Origin of the sequence: Falsiroseomonas frigidaquae (genome assembly GCF_012163145.1) — a bacterium.
GTDB classification, from domain to species: Bacteria; Pseudomonadota; Alphaproteobacteria; order Acetobacterales; family Acetobacteraceae; genus Falsiroseomonas; species Falsiroseomonas frigidaquae.
The window spans coordinates 236,082-253,064 of record NZ_JAAVTX010000005.1; the positions used below are offsets into that span (position 1 = coordinate 236,082).

Below are 16,983 nucleotides of genomic sequence, written 5' to 3' on the forward strand. Positions count from 1 at the left end.
CCTATTCTGGGGGCGCGGGCGCGGCGCGCCAAGCGTCAGCGGCTGGGATAGGCCCTCGGATAGGTCACCTGGTCCGGCGGGCCCGGCGGGCGGATGCCGCCGGCGCGGCCGCAGGCGGCCAGGGTCCCGGCCACCAGCAACAGGGCGATGAACAGCCTCATCCGAGCTTCTCCTGCCATTCCGCCGCCATCCGCGCCACATTCGCCGGCGCCGTGCCGCCGAAGGAGGTGCGGGACCGGACCGAGGCATCGACCGTCAGCACGTCGAAGACGCCCTGGCTGATGCGCGGTTCCACCTGCTGCATCTGGGCGAGGCTCAGCCCTGCCAGATCCACCCCCGCCGCCTCCGCCATCGCAACCAGACGGCCGGTGACATGGTGGGCGTCGCGGAAGGGGAATTTCAGCTCCCGCACCAGCCAGTCGGCCAGGTCGGTCGCGGTTGAGAAGCCGGCGCCGGCCGCCACCTGCATCCGCTCCGGCTGCGGCTGCATGTCCCGGATCATCCCGCCAGTCGCCGCCAGGCAGAGGGCGAGGGTTTCGGCACTGTCAAAAATGCCCTCCTTGTCCTCCTGCATGTCCTTGCCATAGGTCAGCGCCAGGCCCTTCAGCACGGTCAGCATGCCCACCAGCGCGCCGAACACGCGGCCGGTCTTGCCGCGCACCAGCTCCGCCGCATCCGGATTGCGCTTCTGCGGCATGATGGAGCTGCCGGTGGTGAAGGCATCCGACAGTTTCACGAAGCCGAAATAGGGGTTGGTCCAGATCACCACCTCCTCCGCCAGGCGGGACAGGTGGGTGACGCACATGGCGCAGGCGAACAGGAACTCGGCGGCGAAATCGCGGGAAGCGACGGCATCCAGGCTGTTGCGCATCGGCCCGTCGAAGCCCAGCGCCGCGGCGGTCATGTGCCGGTCGATCGGGAAGCCGGTGCCGCAGAGCGCGGCGGAACCGAGCGGGCTTTCGTTCAGGCGCTTGCGGCAGTCGGCGAGCCTGCCGCGATCGCGCGAAAGCATCTCTACATAGGCCAGCAGGTGGTGGCCGAAGGTGGTGGGCTGGGCTGGCTGCAGGTGGGTGAAGCCGGGCATCACCGTGCCGGCATGTTCCGCGGCGCGCGCCACCAGGGCGCGCATGACGTCCGCGATCTGCCGGTCCAGCCCATCGATCGCGTCCCGCGTCCACAGCCGCACATCCAGCGCCACCTGGTCGTTGCGGCTGCGCGCGGTGTGCAGGCGCTTGCCGGCCTCCCCGATGCGTTCCGTCAGCCGCGCCTCGATGTTCATGTGGATGTCTTCCAGCGCATCGCTGAAGACAAACCTTCCCGAATCAATCTCCTCGGCGATATCCGCGAGGCCCTGGCGGATCGAAGCCTCGTCCTCGGCGCTGATGATCCCTACATGCTTCAGCATCGCCGCATGGGCGAGACTGCCAGAGATGTCCTGGCGCCACATCTTGCGGTCGAAGCCGATGCTGGCATTGATCTCCCGCATGATGGCGGAGGGGCCTTCGGCATAGCGCCCGCCCCAGAGGTCATGGCTCGCACGCGGTTCGGTCACGGAGGAGGTCTTTCGAGGTGATTTGGAAATCCGGCAGTCGCCGCGCCCTTCTGGGGGCCGCGACCGGCGCGACCCTACTCGCCGGGATGGGGGGCCGCCAAGCCGCGGCGGCGAATGGCCTGCAAAGGCTGGTGGAACACCCGGAGCCGCGCCCGCTGCCCGAGGGGCTGTCCTTCACCGATGCCGAGGGTCGGCCCTTCATGTTCGAGGCCTTTCGCGGCAAGGCGCTGGTGGTGAATTTCTGGGCCACCTGGTGCCCACCCTGCGTGGCCGAAATGCCGTCGCTGGACCGGCTGCACGCCCAGGTCGCCCGCGACGGGATCGAGGTGCTGGCGCTGTCGAACGACCGTGGCGGCCGCGCCCAGGTGGAGCCCTTCTACCAGCGCACCAACCTGCGCCACCTGGGCATCTGGCTGGACCCCCGCGGCGCCACCGGCCGCGCCCTGGCCGTGCGCGTGCTGCCCACGACCATCCTGATCGACCGGCGCGGCCTGGAAGTGGCGCGCCTGACCGGCGACGCCGAGTGGGACGAGCCGCAGGTGGTGGCCGCCATCCGCCGGTTGACCCGCACCCCGGCCGCCGCCGAAACCACCACCCGTACCTGAAGACAGGATGGATCCCATGCCCGATGACGCAACGGCCGCCGCGGCGACTGCCTTTGAGACGCGGCTCGACAAGCTGGCGGCGCTCGCCGTGCGGGTGGGGCTGAACTTGCAGAAGGGCCAGGAGCTGGTGATGACCAGCCCGGTCGAGGCGCTGCCCCTGGTCCGCCGCATCGCGGTACATGCCTACCAGGCCGGTGCGACGCTGGTGACACCGCTGATCGGCGATGATGAGGTGGCGCTGGCCCGCTACCGCCACGCGGCGCCGGAGGCTTTCGATGTCGCCCCCGGCTGGCTGTTCGAGGGCATGGCCCAGGCCTTCCGGGGCAATGCCGCCCGCCTGGCGGTTGTCGGCGACAGCCCCACCCTGCTGGCCGGGCAGGACCCGGAGAAGGTGGCGCGGTCCAACCGCGCGCGTTCCATCGCCTATCGCCCGGCGCTGGAACTGATCACCAGCTTCGCCATCAACTGGAACCTGGTCCCCGCCTCCACCCCCGGCTGGGCGCGGGAGGTGTTTCCGGGGCTGCCGGAGGATGAGGCGGTGGCGAAGCTGTGGGACGCCATCTTCGCCGCCTGCCGGGTGGATGTGGCGGATCCGGTGGCCGAATGGGCGGCCCACAATGCCCGGCTGCACGCGCGTACCAGCTACCTCAACGAAAAGGACTATTTCGAGCTGCGTTACCGTGGCCCCGGCACCGACCTGACGCTCGGCCTGGCCGATGGTCACCTCTGGGCCGGCGGGGCGGAGCCCGCCAAGAACGGCATCACCTGCAACCCGAACATCCCGACGGAGGAGGTGTTCACCACGCCGCACCGCCTGCGCGTGCATGGCACCGTCCGCTCCACCAAGCCGCTGGCCTATGCCGGCACGCTGATCGAGGACATCGTGGTGCGCTTCGAGGAAGGCCGCATCGTCGAGGCCCATGCCTCCAAGGGCGAGGAAGTGCTGAGCAAAGTGCTGGAGACGGATGAGGGCGCGGCGCGGCTGGGCGAGGTGGCGCTGGTGCCGCATTCCTCCCCGATCAGCGCCAGCGGGCTACTGTTCCGCAACACGCTGTTCGACGAGAACGCCGCCAGCCACATCGCCCTCGGCCAGGCCTATACCACCTGCCTGCGGGATGCCGCCGACGTGCCGATGGAGCGGCTGGCGGAACGCGGCGCCAATGCCTCCCTCATCCACATCGACTGGATGATCGGCAGCGGGCAGTTGGATGTGGATGGCGTGACGAAGGATGGCGCGGTGGAGCCGCTGATGCGGGCGGGGGAATTCGTGGCTGTCTGAGCGGGGGTGGTGATGCAGTCGGCGGCCCGGTCCACCGCTCCGGGCTGCCGCTCCATCACCTCATCAGGGCCGCCGCGCGCCGGATCCGGCGCGCGGCGGCGTTGATTCAGGTTGTCGGCGCTCGGCTCAGGTCTCCGCCCCGCCATTCACCTGCAGCATCTGCCCGTTGATGAAGCCACCATCCGCCGAGACCAGCAGCCGCACCGCCGCCGCCACTTCCCGCGGCTGCCCCATGCGGCCCACCGGCACGCGGGCGACCATCTTCTGGCGGTATTCGGTCGGGTTCTCATCCTCGTCATCCGCCTTGATCGGCCCCGGCGAGATGGCGTTCACGGTGATGCCCTTCGGCCCGAACTCCTTGCCCAGCGACTTGGTCAGGCCCCACAGCCCGTGCTTGGAAACGGAGACCGGCGCGCGGCCGGCATAGCCATGGATGGCGTTCATCCCGGTGAAGTTGACGATCCGCCCCCAGCCGCGCTCCAGCATGCCCGGCAGGCAGGCCTGGGACAGCCAGATCGCCGCTTCCAGATCCACCGACATCACCCGCCGCCAATCCTCGGCGGTGGTTTCCAGGAAGGCCTTGGCCGGGCGAAGGGCCGCGTTGTTCACCAGCACATCCACCGCGCCGAATTCACCCAGCGCCGCGGCGGCGATGCGGCCGCAGGCGGCGGGGTCGCCGACATCGCCCATCGCAACCAGGGACTTCACGCCCAGCGCCTTCGCCTCGGCCGCCACGCTCTCCGCCGCCGCCTTGTCGGAGGAGCCGTTGATGATGACGTTGAAGCCATCCCCGGCCAGGGCGAGCGCCACGGCGCGGCCGATATTGCGGCCGGCGCCGGTGATCAGGGCGGTCTTGCGGTCAGTCATGCGTCTCGTTTCCTTAAGCGGCCCGCCGGATGAAATCGGCGCAGCGTTCGCCCACCATCAAGGCGGCGGGCTGAATATTGGGGGACGGGATCAGCGGGAACACGCTGGCATCGGCCACGCGCAGCCCCGTGACGCCGCGCACCCTGAGTTCCGGGTCGAGCACGGCGCGGCTGTCCGTGCCCATGCGCGCGGTGCCGCAGGGGTGGAACACGGTGCCGGCGGTGGCGCGGATATTCGCCTCAAGCGCCGCATCGCTATCGCCTTGCGGGCCCGGACGAAGTTCCTCCTCGATCAGTCCGGCGAAGGGCGGGCTCGCGGCGATGCGCTGGGACAGGCGGGCGGCGCCGAGCATGATCCGCAGGTCGTTCGGATGATCCAGGTAGTTCGGCCGGATCACCGGGCGGTCCGCCGGGTCGGGCGAGGCCAGGGTCAGCCAGCCGCGGCTGTCCGGCCGGCAGGGGCCGTAGTTCCACATCACGCCCGGGAAGGGATGCAGCCCCTTGCTGTAGTCGAAGGTGGAGAAGTTGACGAACAGAAGCTGCGCCTCCGCCTCCTCCGCCCCCGGGGTGATGCGGGCGAAGGCCGTTGCCTCCCCGGCGCCGATCGCCAGCGGCCCGGCGCGGCGCAGCAGCCACTCCAGCCCCATGGCGCCCTTGCGGAAGGGGCTGCCCAGGACCTCGTTCAGCGTGCCGCAGGGCTTGGTGCGGTAGATGAATTTCGAGATCAGATGGTCCTGCAGGTTGCGGCCGACATCCGGGCTGTGCGCCACGCTGGCGATGCCGAATTCGGCCAGCGCAGCCGCATCGCCGATGCCCGACAGCATCAGCAGTTTCGGCGATTCGATCGCACCGGCACTGAGCACGATTTCCCGTGCTGCCCGGAACACGCCCTGCCCGGTCTGCACGCCCACCGCCCGGCCTTCCTCGAACAGGATGCGCTGCACGGTGATGCCCGTCTCCACCCGCAGATTGGGCCGGCGCATCGCCGGGCGCAGGTAGGTGCGGGCGGAAGATGAACGAAACCCGCCGCCGACATTGAGCTGGATCGGCCCGGCACCCTCGATCGGCCCGCCGCCATTCACATCGCCGAAGCGCGGCAGGCCGGCGGCGACGCAGCTATCGACGAAGGCCTGCGCCGCCGGGGCCAGGCGCCGCGGCTCGCTGACGCGAATCGGGCCATCCGTGCCGCGGGTGTCGGAAGGCGCGCCCTCCCAGGTCTCCAGCTTGCGGAAGAAGGGCTGCACATCGGCATGCGCCCAGCCGCGCGCGCCGGATTGCGCCCAACGGTCATAGTCGTTCGGGCTGCCGCGCAGGAAGACCAGGCCATTGACGGAGCCCGAACCGCCCAGCACGCGGCCGCGTGGCCAGTGGATGGCGCGGCCGGAAAGCGCCGCTTCCGGCTCCGTCATGAAGCGCGGATCGTAGCGGCCGCTGCCGAATAGCTTGGCATAGCCGATCGGCAGGCGGATCCAGGGGTCACGATCCGGCGGCCCGGCCTCCAGCAGCAGCACGCGGCAGGACGGGTCCTCCGACAGCCGCGCGGCGATGACGCAGCCGGCGGAACCGCCGCCGATGACGATGATGTCGGCCACGCCGGTCGGCCCCATGGAACGCTCCCCTACCCGGCAGCAGCCTCGCCCCGACGGCGGCTGACCGCAAGTCCATGTGAGCCACCGCCGCAGCCGCCCGAGATGGCTGATTCGTGAACGTGATGTCATTAAGACGCCGCCATCCATCGGCACAACCCTGCCGGGCATTCATGCCCATGGAGAGGTCGAATGGTTGTGCGCATTGGGACGGAGGACGGGGATACCCTGCTCGGGGGCTCCTCGGCGGACCAACTCTACGGGCGTTCGGGCGATGACCGCCTGGATGGCCGCGGCGGCAATGACAGCCTGTTCGGAGAGACCGGCAACGACACGCTGATCGGCGGGGCCGGCAACGACACCGCCGATGGCGGCGACGGCAATGACGAGGTCTTCGGCGATGACGGCAATGACAGCCTCGTCGGCAACCTCGGCAACGACCTGCTGGCGGGCGGCAACGGCAACGACACGCTGCGCGACGATGTCGGCAACGACACGCTCGATGGCGGGGCCGGCAATGATTCGATCCGCAGCGGCCAGGGCAATGACTCGATCCTGGGCGGCAGCGGCAATGACCGCGCCTATGGCGGCGTCGACAACGACACGCTGGATGGCGGCAGCGGCCAGGACCTGCTGTATGGCGAGAATGGCGACGACCTGATCCAGGGCGGCACGGGCAACGACACGGCCTATGGCGGCGCCGATGACGACACGCTGTTCGGGGGCGACGGCAACGACCGGCTGGATGGCGGCAGCAGCGCGGATGAGCTGACCGGCGGTGCCGGCAACGACATCATGTATGGCGGCGAGGGCGACGACACCTTCTATTTCGGCCGGCGCTCCGGCCAGGACCAGATCCGCGACTTCGAGGTGGACGACGACAAGTTCAAGTTCGAGGGCATCCCGGGCGTGGACGAATTCTCCGACCTCCGCATCCGCGACAATGCGGCCGGCACCGCGGCCATCATCAGCTGGGGCAGCGGCGCCGATGCGGCCTCGGTTTCGCTGTCGGGCGTCCGGGCCTCCAGCCTGTCGAGCGACGATTTCTCCTTCGGCTGAAGGTGCCGGCTGGGGAAGGGGCGCAGGCCCCTTCCCTTTCCAACTCACGGCTCCAGCTTCACCCCGGTGCGCGCCACCACGTCCCGGAACTTCGCCAGCTCGGCGCGGAAGAAGGCGGTGGCGTCGGATGGGCTGTTCGGGCGCGTCCACGGTGCCACGCCCGCGGTCAGCAGCCTTTCGCGCAGCTGCGCCTGGCCCAGCGCCTCCCGGATCGCAGCGTTGAGCTGCGTCACCACGGGCTGCGGCATGTCCTTCGGCCCGATCACCGCGAACCAGTTCTCCAGGTCGAAGCCGGGCAGCGCCGTCTCGTTCAGCGTCGGGATGTCGGGGAAGGAGGGAAAGCGCTCCATCCCGGTCACCGCGATGCCACGCACCCGGCCATCCCGCACCTGGCCGGCGGCGGAGGCGAGCACGGCGACACCCCACTGCGTCTCCGCCTTGGCGATGCTCTCCACCATCTGCCCGCCGGAACGGTAGGCGACATGCGGGAAGCGCCCGCCCATGCCCATGACGTTGACGAACATCTCGGCCGAGAGATGCGGCATGGAGGCGACGCCGGAGGAGGCGAAGGGCAGTTCATCCGGCTGCCCCGAACGCATCCGCGCGACGACTTCCTGCGGCGAGCTGGCGGGCATGCCGGGCTGCGCCACCAGGATCATCGGGGCGGTGCCGACAACGGCGATATGCGTGTAGTCCGCCAGCGGATCGTAGCGCGTGCCGCCGACGATGGCCGCCGGCGCCAAGGCGTGGGACGACGCCTCCACCAGCATCAGCGTGTAGCCATCCGGCGCCTGGCGGCGCAGCCAGTCGGCGGCGATGATGCCGGCCGCCCCCGGGCGATTCTCCACCACCACGCGGCCGTTCGGCCCGAGTGCCGGCCCCAGCCGGTCCGCCAGCAGGCGGGAGGTGATGTCGGTCGACCCGCCGGGGGAGTAGCCGACGGCAAGGTTGATGGTCCGGTCCGGCCAGGCCCAGGCCGGGCCGGCCAGGCCGGCAGCCAGCACTGCCGCCCCGATGCCGAGTGCGCCGCGTCGCAGAAGCATGTGTTTCCTCCGTGATTTATTGCTTGTCCCGAAGCCTCGCCCCGCCAGCGTGCCAGGGCAAGGGTATCGTTTCCGAATGCAACCGCGTTGCCGCGCTCGTTGCGGTGCCGGCTGCTTGCTGTCACGCTGACCCGACCCGATCGAGAGGATCAAGGCATGCGTGGTTGGATGATGGCGGCGGGCGGCCTGGTGCTGCTGGGGGCGGCGCTGGGGATTGCGGGTGCTGCGGTGGCGCAGGATGTGGTGGCGGACCGGCGCGCCGGGCTGCGCGGCCTGGGCCAGACGATGGAGGCGGTGGCGCAGACCGTGCAGTCCCGCGGCGATACGCGGGCATTGGTGCCGCGGATCGAGGCGATGTCCGCCTTCGTGCAGACGCTGCCCAACCTGGTGCCGGCTGCCAGCCTGACTCCGCCACAGCCGCAGGGCACCCAGCCGGGCCAGACCCGCGCGCTGACGGCCATCGAGGCCGACCGGGCCGGCTTCCAGACCCGCGCCACCAACATGGTCGCGGCACTGGCCACGCTGAAGACGGCGGCCGAATCGGGCACCATCTCGCCCGACCTGCTGCGCGCCACCGGCGGCACCTGCGGCGCCTGCCACCAGCAGTTCCGCGCGAGATAAGGGCAGCGTCCCTCAAGCGCCGGGGCGCCGGCTGGGCTCGCCGCACAAGCTGCGGCGGCCCGTCCGGCCGCTCAGCCGAAGGCGCTGGCGCTGCCCTGTGCGGAACCCCACTGCACCAGCGCCCAGACCGCCGCCGCCGCCGCCGCCAGCAACGCGGCGGCCAGCCAGTTGCTGCCCATGCGCGGCACCGGCCCGCGATAGACCACCGGCAGGCGCAGCGCGCCGGTGATCATCGGCGTCACCAGGTTCTGCTTCCGCACCAGGCGATAGGCCAGGATGGCCAGGATATGCAGCACCGCCGCGCCGAGGATCCCCCAGAACACCCGCAGATGGATCGAGGTGGCGAGCGCGCTGGTCGCCGGGTCCACGGCGCGCGCCAGTGGGCCGCGGGTGAAGATCTCATCATCCGCGAACAGCCCGCTGCCAGCCTGCGCCAGCAACAGGCCGAGCAGCACCAGCACCATCCAGCCGCCGGCCGCGTTGTGGCCGATCTCCACCGCCGCCTGCCGCCGCCGGAAATGGCCGAGATGGCGCACCGCCTCCAGCGGCGAGGCGAGGAAGTTGCGGAAGCGCGCGGTATGGCTGCCGACGAAGCCCCAGGCGATGCGGAACAGCAGCAGCGTCAGCATGGTGTAGCCGGACAGCACATGCAGGTCGAAGCGATGCGTCTCCGCCGACCACCAGGATAGCGGTATCAGCAGCACGATCAGCCAGTGCACCAGGCGGATCCAGGGGTCCCAGACCTTCAGGCGGCGGGTCCCGGGCAAGGGCGTCGTCTCGCGGGCCATCGGAAATCCTCGGCGGTGCAACGAAACCGGTGTGGCGCGGCGCGGGGCGCGCGGCAAGTTTCGGAAGGTGACGCTTGCGCGCGGCGGCGTGGCGCGGCCTGTTGCGGGCATGTCCCTGGCCGCCCCGATCCCTCCCTGGATGTTGCCCGCCCTCCTGGCGCTGGCGGTTGCGCTGGTGCTTGCCCTGTGGGGCCGCCGCTCAGGCGCGGCTGGTGCCCTTGCGGTGGCGGCCGGCGTGCTGGCCGGGTGGTGGTGGCTGTTCGGATCGCTGCCGGCCTCCCCCCGGCAATTGCCCGAACGGCTGCCGCTGCTGGCGCTGGCGATGCTGGCGCTGGTGGCGACGGGCCTGGCGTGGCGGCGGGCCCCTGGCTGGCTGCTGCCGGGGCTTGGCGTGCTCGGCGCCGGCTGGTGGATGGCGGGCGCGCCGCGCAACCTGGCGGATCTGGCGCAGGCGGCGCCGGTGCTGGCCGGCGTCGCGCTGTATGCGCTGCTGGCGCTGCGCCTCGTCGGCTGGCGCGCCGTGCTGGCGGCGGCGGTGATCGCGTCCGGGCTCGCGCTGGCCGGGCCGCCGGGCCCGGCGCTGCCGCTGGCCCTGGTACTGCTGGGCGCCAGCTTGGGCGCACAGGCCGGGCCGGTATCCCCTGCCCTGCCCTTCGCCACGGCGCTCGCCGCGCTGGCCGCCCTGCCGGTGCTGGCGCGCGGCACGACGCTGGATTGGGGCCTGGCGCTGCTGCCGCTGGCGGCGCTGCTGCCCTGGCCGCGCCGCTTGACCTTCCGCAGCCGCAGCCGATAGCCTCGCCCCGCGGAGCAAGCCGCATCCGGGCCCGCGGGCAGGGTTCAACCCACTTGCCGCGTCATCCTCGCGCCAGACCTTTGTGCCGCCGGCTTTGCGGGCCTTCGGCGATCCTGTGCACGGAGGTTTCGCATGCCCATCCTGCCCGAGCGGGTGAATCTCGACCATTTGCGGAAACAGGCGAAGGCGTTGCTGCGCGCGTTTCGCGCCGGAGAGCCCGAGGCCATCGCCCGCTTCCAGCACGCCCTGCCCGCCGCAGCCGGCCTCTCGCCCGCCGCCACCGCCGGCCTCGGCCTGCGGCTGCACGACGCGCAATCCTGCCTCGCCCGAGACCATGGCTTTGCCAGCTGGGCCGAGCTGCGCAGCTATGCCGAGGCGCAGGGCGACGCGCAGATGCAGCGCCGCCTGTGGCTGGAACGCGTCTATGCCGGGGACGTCACCGGCAGCCGCAGCCCGGCGCGGCCACAGGCCGCCGCCCGGATGCTGGCGGAGACGCCCGGGCTGGCGGCGGGGGACCCTTGGCTCGCCTGCGCCATCGGTGATGTTGCGGCGCTGCGCCGGGCGATCGCGGCGGATGTGGGCTGGGTGAACCGGCCCGGAGGCCCGTTGCGCCTGCCGCCGCTGGTCGCCGTTACCCATTCCAGCCTGCTGCGGCTGCCGGCCTTCGCCGATGCGCTGCGCGATGCCGCCCGGCTGCTGCTGGCCGAGGGCGCCGATCCAAACCAGCGCATCGGCAACCGCTTTCCGCCGGCCTCCCCCACCGCGCCGGACGATTCGCAGCCCCTTTCGGCCCTTTATGGCGCCGCCGGGCAGCAGCGGGATGCGGCGATGACCCGGCTGCTGCTGGAGGCTGGCGCCAATCCGGATGATGGCGAGTCGCTCCATCACGCGCTGGAGAGCCCGGATTGCACCCGGCTGCTGCTGGCACGTGGCGCGCGGATTGCCGGCACCAATGCGATATTCCGTGCGCTGGACCTGGACGATCCGGCGCCGCTGGAGCTTCTGCTGGAGGCCGGCGGCAATGCGCGGGAGCCGGCCCGAAACCCGCCGCTATCCGACTACGGCACGCCGCTGCTCTGGGCGATCCGCCGCCGCCGCTCGCCGCGCCATGTCGCGGCCCTGCTGGCGGCCGGCGCCGATCCGCGGGACCGCACGCCGTCCGGCCTCAGCGCCTACCGCCTGGCCCGGCAATTCGGCCTGGTGGAGGTGGCGGCGCTGCTCGCCGGGCATGGCGCGGTGGAGCCGTTGTCAGAGGAGGAGAGCTTCCTCGCGGCCTGCGCCAGCGCCGATGCGGACGCGGCACGCGCCATCGCGGCGCGCCGTCCGGATCTGCCGGCTTCGCTGACGCCGCGGCAGCTGCGCCTGCTGCCCGATCTGGCGGCGGAGGGGGCGGATCAGGCGGTGCGGCTGATGGTGGCGCTGGGCTGGCCGATCGCGGTGCCGGGCGGCGACTGGCACGCCTCGGCCCTCAACCTCGCCGTGTTCCGCGGCGATGCGGCGCTGGCGCGCTTCCTGCTGGCACAGGGCGCGCATTGGACGGAGCAGCACGGCCATGGCGACGATGTCCGCGGCACCCTGGCCTGGGCCTCGGTGCACGAACCGGTCGAAGGTGGAGACTGGATCGGCTGCGCTCAGGCGCTGCGCGACCACGGCCTGCCGCCGGGCCGGCGAGACGCCGCAGCGCCCGGCGTCGTGATCATCGAGGGCCACCGCCGCCTCTTCTCGGAGGAGGTGGCCGACGGTCTTGCGGGGGAGGAAGACTGAACTCAGTCGGCGAGAAAATCCCGCACCAGCGCCGCCGTCGCATCCGGGTCGGAGGCGGCGACGTGGTAGCTGTCATTGTCCAGCACGACGAGGCGGGAGCCGGCGATACGCTCCTGCCAGGCCCTCACCTCATCCACCGAGCCGAGGCCGCTGCCCGTGGTGGTGACCACCAGCGTCGGAGCCCGGATGGCCCCCACTTCCGCCGTAACATCGACGCTGGGCACCATCTGGAGAAAACCCTCCAGTGTGGAGGCGGCCGTGCGGCCCATCATCTGCGTCCACCAGGCCAGCGCCGGCGCACTCATCCGCGTCCCCATGCGGCCGGCATTCGATGCCGCGACCCAGGCCGGCACACCCTCCGCCGCGATTTGCGCGCGCCAGCCCGGCGTGCGCCCGGCCATGTTGGTGAGGGACGCCGGGCCGCCGAGCACCGCCAGCTTCTCCACAAGTTCGGGATGCCGCGCGGCCACGGCCAGGGCGATGGTCCCGCCGATCTTGCCGCCGACCAGATGCACGCGCGGCACGCCGAGGTGCCGGATCAGCGCCACCACGTCGTCCACCAGCCGGTCGAAGCGCCAGGGATGATCCGCCGGCATCGGAGTCGATCCGCCATAGCCACGCAGGTCGAGCCGTACCACGCGCGCCTGGCGCGACAGAGCGGGGACGAAGGCCCGGAACGCCTCGCCGCTCTCGGCCAGGCCGTGCAGCAGCAGCACGGTGGGCGCCGGCGCCCAGGGATCGGTGAAGTCGTCCACCGCATAGGCGAGCGTAACGCCCGGGGAAACCTCGAAATGGGGCATGGGCCAGAACCTCAGATGCAGCGGGTGCCGCCGCCGTCGATGTCGATGTTGGTGCCGGTGATGAAGCCGGCGCGGTCGGAGCACAGGAAGGCCACCAGGCCGGAGACCTCCTCCGCCGTGCCCAGCCGGCCCATGGCGACGGAGCCGATGGCCGCGGCATTCTCCGCCTCCGGATCCCGCCCGCTGCCGGCCGCGCCCTGGGCGACCAGCGCATCCCAGCGCGGGGTCGCGATCGGGCCGGGATTCACCCCCACCACCAGCACGTTGTCCGGCGCGCAATCCTGCGCCAGCGCATGGGTGAAGCTGAGCAGCGAGGCGTTCACGCTGGAGCCGACGATATAGGTGGCGCGCGGCTGGTGGCCGGACCGGCCGATGATGTTGATCACCCGCCCCCAGCGCCGCATCCGCATCGGCGGCACCAGCAGCCGGGCGCAGCGCATGTAGCCCATCAGCTTGAGGTCCAGCGACTTGCGCCAGGTGGCGTCGTCGCTGTCTGCGATGCGGCCCATCGGCGTGGCGCCGGCATTGTTCACCAGGATGTCGATCACCCCGAGCGCCGCTTCCGCCTGCGCCACGGCCGCTTCCAGCGCCGCGCCATCCACCAGGTCCACCGCGATCGGCACGGTGCGGCTGCCGGTTTCCGCGGCGATGGCGGCGGCGGCCTCGGCCAGGCGTTCCGCGCCGCGCGCCAGCATGGCAACGGCGACGCCCTCCGCCGCCAATTCGCGGGCGATGGCCCGGCCGATGCCCATGGAGGCGCCGGTCACCAGCGCCGTCCTGCCCTTCAGGCCGAGTTCCATGGCCACGCCCTTCCCCGCATTCGCCACCCGCACAGGCCGCGCCCTGGCGCCGCTGTCAACCGGGGGGCGCTTGCGGAAGCGCGGGTCGCACCTCAGATGGCGCGTGAAGATGCAGATCCTCAAGACCACCCTGACCCTGTTCGCCCTGTTCTTCCTGCTGCCGCTCGGCGTTTCCGCGGCGATCTACCAATGGGACGGCATCGGCCCGGCCTGGCGGCTGGCGGACCGCAGCAGCGCCGGCCTGCTGCCCCCGGCGGCCGCGAAGCAGGAGGCGGTGGTGCGGGTCTTCGCCGCCCCCACGGTGCGCTGGCGCGGCATCTTCGCGGTGCATAGCTGGGTGGTGCTGAAGCCCGAGGGGGCGGATGCCTATACGCGCTACGACTACACCGCCTGGGGCGACCCGATCCGGGTGAACGGCTTCGAGGCGGATGGCCGCTGGTTCGGCCGCCTGCCGCAACTGGTCTTCGCCGCGGATGGGCCGGAGGCGGCGGCGATGATCCCGCGCATGCAGGCCGCCATCGCGGACTATGCCTGGCGCAACCGCGGTGACTACCGGGTCTGGCCTGGCCCCAACTCCAACACCTTCGTCGCCGCCGTGCTGGATGCGGTGCCGGGGGTGCAGGCGGCGCTGCCGCCCAACGCCATCGGCAAGGACTTCCCGCATGATGGCCGCTGGCTGCGCTGGACCGGGTCCGGCACCGGCTTCCGGCTGACGCTTGGCGGCTATGCCGGGCTGACCCTGGGCTGGGTGGAGGGGCTGGAGGTGAACATCCTCGGCGCCGTCGCCGGGCTGGACCTGCGCCGCCCGGCGATCAAGCTGCCCGGTCTCGGGCGGCTCGGGCTGGACCCGGTACCAGAGGCTGCGGCGGCCCAACCGTAGGACAGGCCCGGGCTGCGCGGCGCAGCCGCAGGGGCGGGGCGCAGCCGAAACGCAGCCGGTTCAAGCAATTTGAGATGCGGGATGAACGAACCGCGCCGGGCGGCGTTGTCACCAGGATGCTTGCGCGCCCGGCACATCGGGCCGGGCGCCTGGCAGGAATGTTCGATCCACTTCCCAAGGAAGGAAACGATGATGCGCCTTGTGGCAACTGCCGCCGTGCTGGGCCTGTTGGGGGCCTCCGCCGCCTTCGCCCAGGGGCCGCGCGGTCCGGACCGGGAGCCCAGCGTCACCGACCATGTGCAGACTGTGCGCGATCTCGCTGGCGTCTGCGACCCGGATGTCCGCGGGATGCGCCGGCTTGAGGCGATCGCCTATTGCCAGGGCTTCCTGACCGGTGCGGGCCAGTTCCACGCGCTGCTCTACCCGGAGGGTGGTCCCGTGCGGCCGCTGTTCTGCGTGACCAGCCCCGGACCTTCCGTCGCGCAGACCGGCCTCGGCTTCGCGGCCTGGGCGCGGGCCAATCCGCGCTATGCCAATGAGCCCGCGCTGGACGGCTTCCTGCGCTACGCCCAGGCGGAGTTCCCCTGCGCGACGGCGCCGACCCGGCCCTCGCGTCCGACCCGCCCGAACCGCTGAGCGAAAGGAGACCCATCATGCGCGCCTTGCGCCTCGTTCTTCCCCTGGTCGCGGCCCTCGGCCTGTCGGCCTGCGGCGACCTCAACCCAACCCAGCAGCGCGTCGCGACCGGCGCGCTGGGTGGCGGCGCGGCTGGTGGCCTGATTGGCTCCTTCAGCGGCAATACCGGGCTGGGGGCCCTGCTCGGCGCCGGCGTCGGTGGGGCCGGCGGCTTCCTGTATGACCAGTCGCAGTCCCGCTACGATGATCGCCGCGCTCCGCCGCGCTACGACAACCGGCGTCGCGGCGACGACAGGCGCTACCGGCGCTGAGCCTTGCCAGCTTCCCGGAATGGCCGCTACGGCCGCCCGGGAAGCTGGAGTTTCGCATGCGGGCGGTGGCGCTGACGATCTTGCTGCTGTCGGCGCCTGCCCTGGCCGAACCCCGGATGTCCGGGCCGGCACCAGGCGCGCTGGCTGCTCCCCTGCGCCCCGCCTGCATCTCCTCGCCCTTCGGCCCCCGGGCGGAAGCCGGCCCTCGTGCCTCACGCGAGCATCGCGGCATCGACATTCCCGCCCCGGCCGGCGCCTGGGTGGTGGCGGCCGAGGCCGGCCAGGTGGTGGCCGTACGCCGGCGCGGCGCGGCGGGGCTTGAGGTGGAGATCCGCCATGCCGGCGGCCATGCCACCCGCTACGCCCATCTCGGCAGCATCGCCCCGGCGCTCGCCTCCGGCCGGCGCCGGGTGGCGCAGGGCGAAAGGCTGGGCCGCATCGGCCGCAGCGGCATCACCTACGGAACCCACCTGCATTTCGAGGTTGTGGTGCGTGGCCAACCGGTGGACCCGGCGCGCTTCCTGACACTGCCGCCCTGCGGCTGACCCTGGCATTGCCGCTCGCGGATGGTCGCCGCTCCGCGGCTGGCCGGCCGTCGCCGCTCCGCGGCTGGTGCCGCGGAACCAAACGCCCCATCGCGGCGAAGCCAGGCCAGCACAGGGTTGGGCACGCCAATGGAACTCCGCGAGATGGGCTACTTCCTGGCGGCGAGCCAGACGCTGCACTTCACCCGCGCCGCCGCGCTCTGCGGTGTGACGCAGCCCACCCTCACCCGCGGCATCCAGAAGCTGGAGAAGGAACTCGGCGCGCCGCTTTTCGCCCGCGAGGGCGGGACGACGCATCTGACGGCGCTCGGCCGCCTGATGCAGCCGCGCATCGAGGATATCGTCGCCCGCAGCCAGTCGGCGCGAAAGCAGGCCTCGCTGCATCTGCGGCGGCAGGGCTGCGACCTGCGGCTCGGCGTGATGTGCTCGCTCGGGCCGTCGCGCTTCGGGGCGCTGCTCGGGCGGTTCCGGCTGGCGGAGCCGGGCATCGACATCAGCCTGTCCGATGCAACGCCCGACCGCTTGGCGGAACAGCTGCTGCAGGGCGATCTCGACGCCGCGCTGATGGTGCAGCCGGAAGCCTACCATGAGCGGTTGAAGCCGGAGCCGCTCTATGCCGAGCGCTTCCTGGTGGCCTGCGCCCCGAGCCACCCCTTCGCCGCGCGAAGGTCCATCGCCATGCGGGACATGGATGGCCAGGCCTATCTGTCGCGGATCAATTGCGAGCATCGCGACGTGCTGCGCGAACATCTGGCCGCCGCCGGCGCCCGGCTGGTCAGCGCCTGCCGCAGCGAGCGGGAGGACTGGATCCAGTGCCTGGTCGCCGCCGGCATGGGCGTATGCTTCCTGCCCGAATTCAGCGCGGTGCAGAACGGGCTGGTGCTGCGCCCGGTGGAGGATGCGCCGCTGGCGCGCCAGGTGTGCCTGGTGACGGTGGTCGGCCGCCGCTGGTCCGGCCCCCTGGCGCGCTTCGTGGATGTGCTGCGGCGAACACGCTTCGCAGCGCCCGTGGCGAATGACCAGCCCCATGCGCCGCGTGCATTGTTCCGATAGCC

19 protein-coding genes are annotated in these 16,983 nt (G+C 71.7%); 11 read left to right on the plus strand and 8 right to left on the minus strand.

The window, feature by feature from the left end:
* Positions 1–35: 35 nt before the first annotated feature.
* Together HB662_RS29760 and argH are read right to left on the minus strand one after the other, a co-directional pair.
* Positions 36–161 (minus strand): hypothetical protein, encoded by a 126-nt coding sequence (locus HB662_RS29760; RefSeq protein ID WP_280864807.1) that lies wholly within the window; start codon positions 159–161, stop codon positions 36–38.
* Complete coding sequence (gene argH, locus HB662_RS17355; protein ID WP_342449531.1) at positions 158–1,552, minus strand: argininosuccinate lyase; 1,395 nt, start codon at positions 1,550–1,552, stop codon at positions 158–160. The genes HB662_RS29760 and argH overlap by 4 nt, the downstream gene beginning before the upstream one ends.
* A gap of 17 nt (positions 1,553–1,569) precedes the next feature.
* On the opposite strand from argH, the gene HB662_RS17360 reads away from it, so the two are divergent.
* Together HB662_RS17360 and HB662_RS17365 are read left to right on the plus strand one after the other, a co-directional pair.
* Positions 1,570–2,157, plus strand: a complete 588-nt coding sequence (locus tag HB662_RS17360) for a TlpA disulfide reductase family protein (protein WP_342449532.1) — start codon at positions 1,570–1,572, stop codon at positions 2,155–2,157.
* A gap of 16 nt (positions 2,158–2,173) precedes the next feature.
* Entirely contained in the window at positions 2,174–3,436 is a 1,263-nt protein-coding gene (locus tag HB662_RS17365) for an aminopeptidase (protein WP_168051084.1), read from the plus strand.
* 126 nt (positions 3,437–3,562) lie between these two features.
* On the opposite strand, the gene HB662_RS17370 is transcribed toward HB662_RS17365, so the two are convergent.
* A complete protein-coding gene (locus HB662_RS17370) occupies positions 3,563–4,303 on the minus strand; it encodes an SDR family NAD(P)-dependent oxidoreductase (RefSeq protein WP_168051085.1) in 741 nt (246 codons plus the stop codon).
* 13 nt (positions 4,304–4,316) lie between these two features.
* Entirely contained in the window at positions 4,317–5,909 is a 1,593-nt protein-coding gene (locus HB662_RS17375) for a GMC family oxidoreductase (protein ID WP_168051086.1), read from the minus strand.
* Between the two features lie 171 nt (positions 5,910–6,080).
* Between HB662_RS17375 and HB662_RS17380 the strand changes: the two genes are divergently transcribed.
* A complete protein-coding gene (locus tag HB662_RS17380; RefSeq protein ID WP_168051087.1) occupies positions 6,081–6,947 on the plus strand; it encodes a calcium-binding protein in 867 nt (288 codons plus the stop codon).
* 44 nt (positions 6,948–6,991) lie between these two features.
* On the opposite strand, the gene HB662_RS17385 is transcribed toward HB662_RS17380, so the two are convergent.
* Positions 6,992–7,990, minus strand: a complete 999-nt coding sequence (locus tag HB662_RS17385) for a Bug family tripartite tricarboxylate transporter substrate binding protein (protein ID WP_168051088.1) — start codon at positions 7,988–7,990, stop codon at positions 6,992–6,994.
* A 156-nt stretch (positions 7,991–8,146) separates the two neighbouring features.
* Here HB662_RS17385 and HB662_RS17390 point away from each other — a divergent pair, with 156 nt between their 5' ends.
* On the plus strand, positions 8,147–8,611 hold the full coding sequence (locus HB662_RS17390; protein ID WP_168051089.1) for a cytochrome c: 465 nt from the start codon (positions 8,147–8,149) through the stop codon (positions 8,609–8,611).
* Positions 8,612–8,682: 71 nt separating this feature from the next.
* Here the strand turns inward: HB662_RS17390 and HB662_RS17395 are convergent, their stop codons facing one another.
* Positions 8,683–9,399, minus strand: coding sequence for a cytochrome b/b6 domain-containing protein (locus HB662_RS17395; protein WP_168051090.1), 717 nt, complete (start codon positions 9,397–9,399; stop codon positions 8,683–8,685).
* Between the two features lie 139 nt (positions 9,400–9,538).
* Here HB662_RS17395 and HB662_RS17400 point away from each other — a divergent pair, with 139 nt between their 5' ends.
* Together HB662_RS17400 and HB662_RS17405 are read left to right on the plus strand one after the other, a co-directional pair.
* On the plus strand, positions 9,539–10,192 hold the full coding sequence (locus HB662_RS17400) for a hypothetical protein (protein WP_168051091.1): 654 nt from the start codon (positions 9,539–9,541) through the stop codon (positions 10,190–10,192).
* A 132-nt stretch (positions 10,193–10,324) separates the two neighbouring features.
* Positions 10,325–11,956, plus strand: a complete 1,632-nt coding sequence (locus tag HB662_RS17405; RefSeq protein WP_168051092.1) for an ankyrin repeat domain-containing protein — start codon at positions 10,325–10,327, stop codon at positions 11,954–11,956.
* Positions 11,957–11,958: 2 nt separating this feature from the next.
* On the opposite strand, the gene HB662_RS17410 is transcribed toward HB662_RS17405, so the two are convergent.
* Both HB662_RS17410 and HB662_RS17415 read right to left on the minus strand, forming a co-directional pair.
* Positions 11,959–12,756, minus strand: a complete 798-nt coding sequence (locus tag HB662_RS17410) for an alpha/beta fold hydrolase (protein WP_168051093.1) — start codon at positions 12,754–12,756, stop codon at positions 11,959–11,961.
* Between the two features lie 11 nt (positions 12,757–12,767).
* On the minus strand, positions 12,768–13,556 hold the full coding sequence (locus HB662_RS17415; RefSeq protein ID WP_168051094.1) for an SDR family NAD(P)-dependent oxidoreductase: 789 nt from the start codon (positions 13,554–13,556) through the stop codon (positions 12,768–12,770).
* Positions 13,557–13,665: 109 nt separating this feature from the next.
* Between HB662_RS17415 and HB662_RS17420 the strand changes: the two genes are divergently transcribed.
* From HB662_RS17420 to HB662_RS17440, 5 genes are all read left to right on the plus strand, one after another.
* A complete protein-coding gene (locus HB662_RS17420; RefSeq protein WP_209443348.1) occupies positions 13,666–14,436 on the plus strand; it encodes a DUF3750 domain-containing protein in 771 nt (256 codons plus the stop codon).
* 189 nt (positions 14,437–14,625) lie between these two features.
* Positions 14,626–15,072, plus strand: a complete 447-nt coding sequence (locus HB662_RS17425) for a hypothetical protein (RefSeq protein WP_168051096.1) — start codon at positions 14,626–14,628, stop codon at positions 15,070–15,072.
* Positions 15,073–15,089: 17 nt separating this feature from the next.
* Entirely contained in the window at positions 15,090–15,383 is a 294-nt protein-coding gene (locus HB662_RS17430) for a glycine zipper domain-containing protein (RefSeq protein ID WP_168051097.1), read from the plus strand.
* Between the two features lie 65 nt (positions 15,384–15,448).
* Positions 15,449–15,928, plus strand: coding sequence for a peptidoglycan DD-metalloendopeptidase family protein (locus tag HB662_RS17435; RefSeq protein WP_168051098.1), 480 nt, complete (start codon positions 15,449–15,451; stop codon positions 15,926–15,928).
* Positions 15,929–16,057: 129 nt separating this feature from the next.
* Positions 16,058–16,981 carry a LysR family transcriptional regulator gene (locus tag HB662_RS17440; protein WP_168051099.1) on the plus strand — a complete coding sequence of 308 codons (924 nt, stop codon included), beginning with the start codon at positions 16,058–16,060 and terminating at the stop codon, positions 16,979–16,981.
* Positions 16,982–16,983 lie beyond the last annotated feature (2 nt).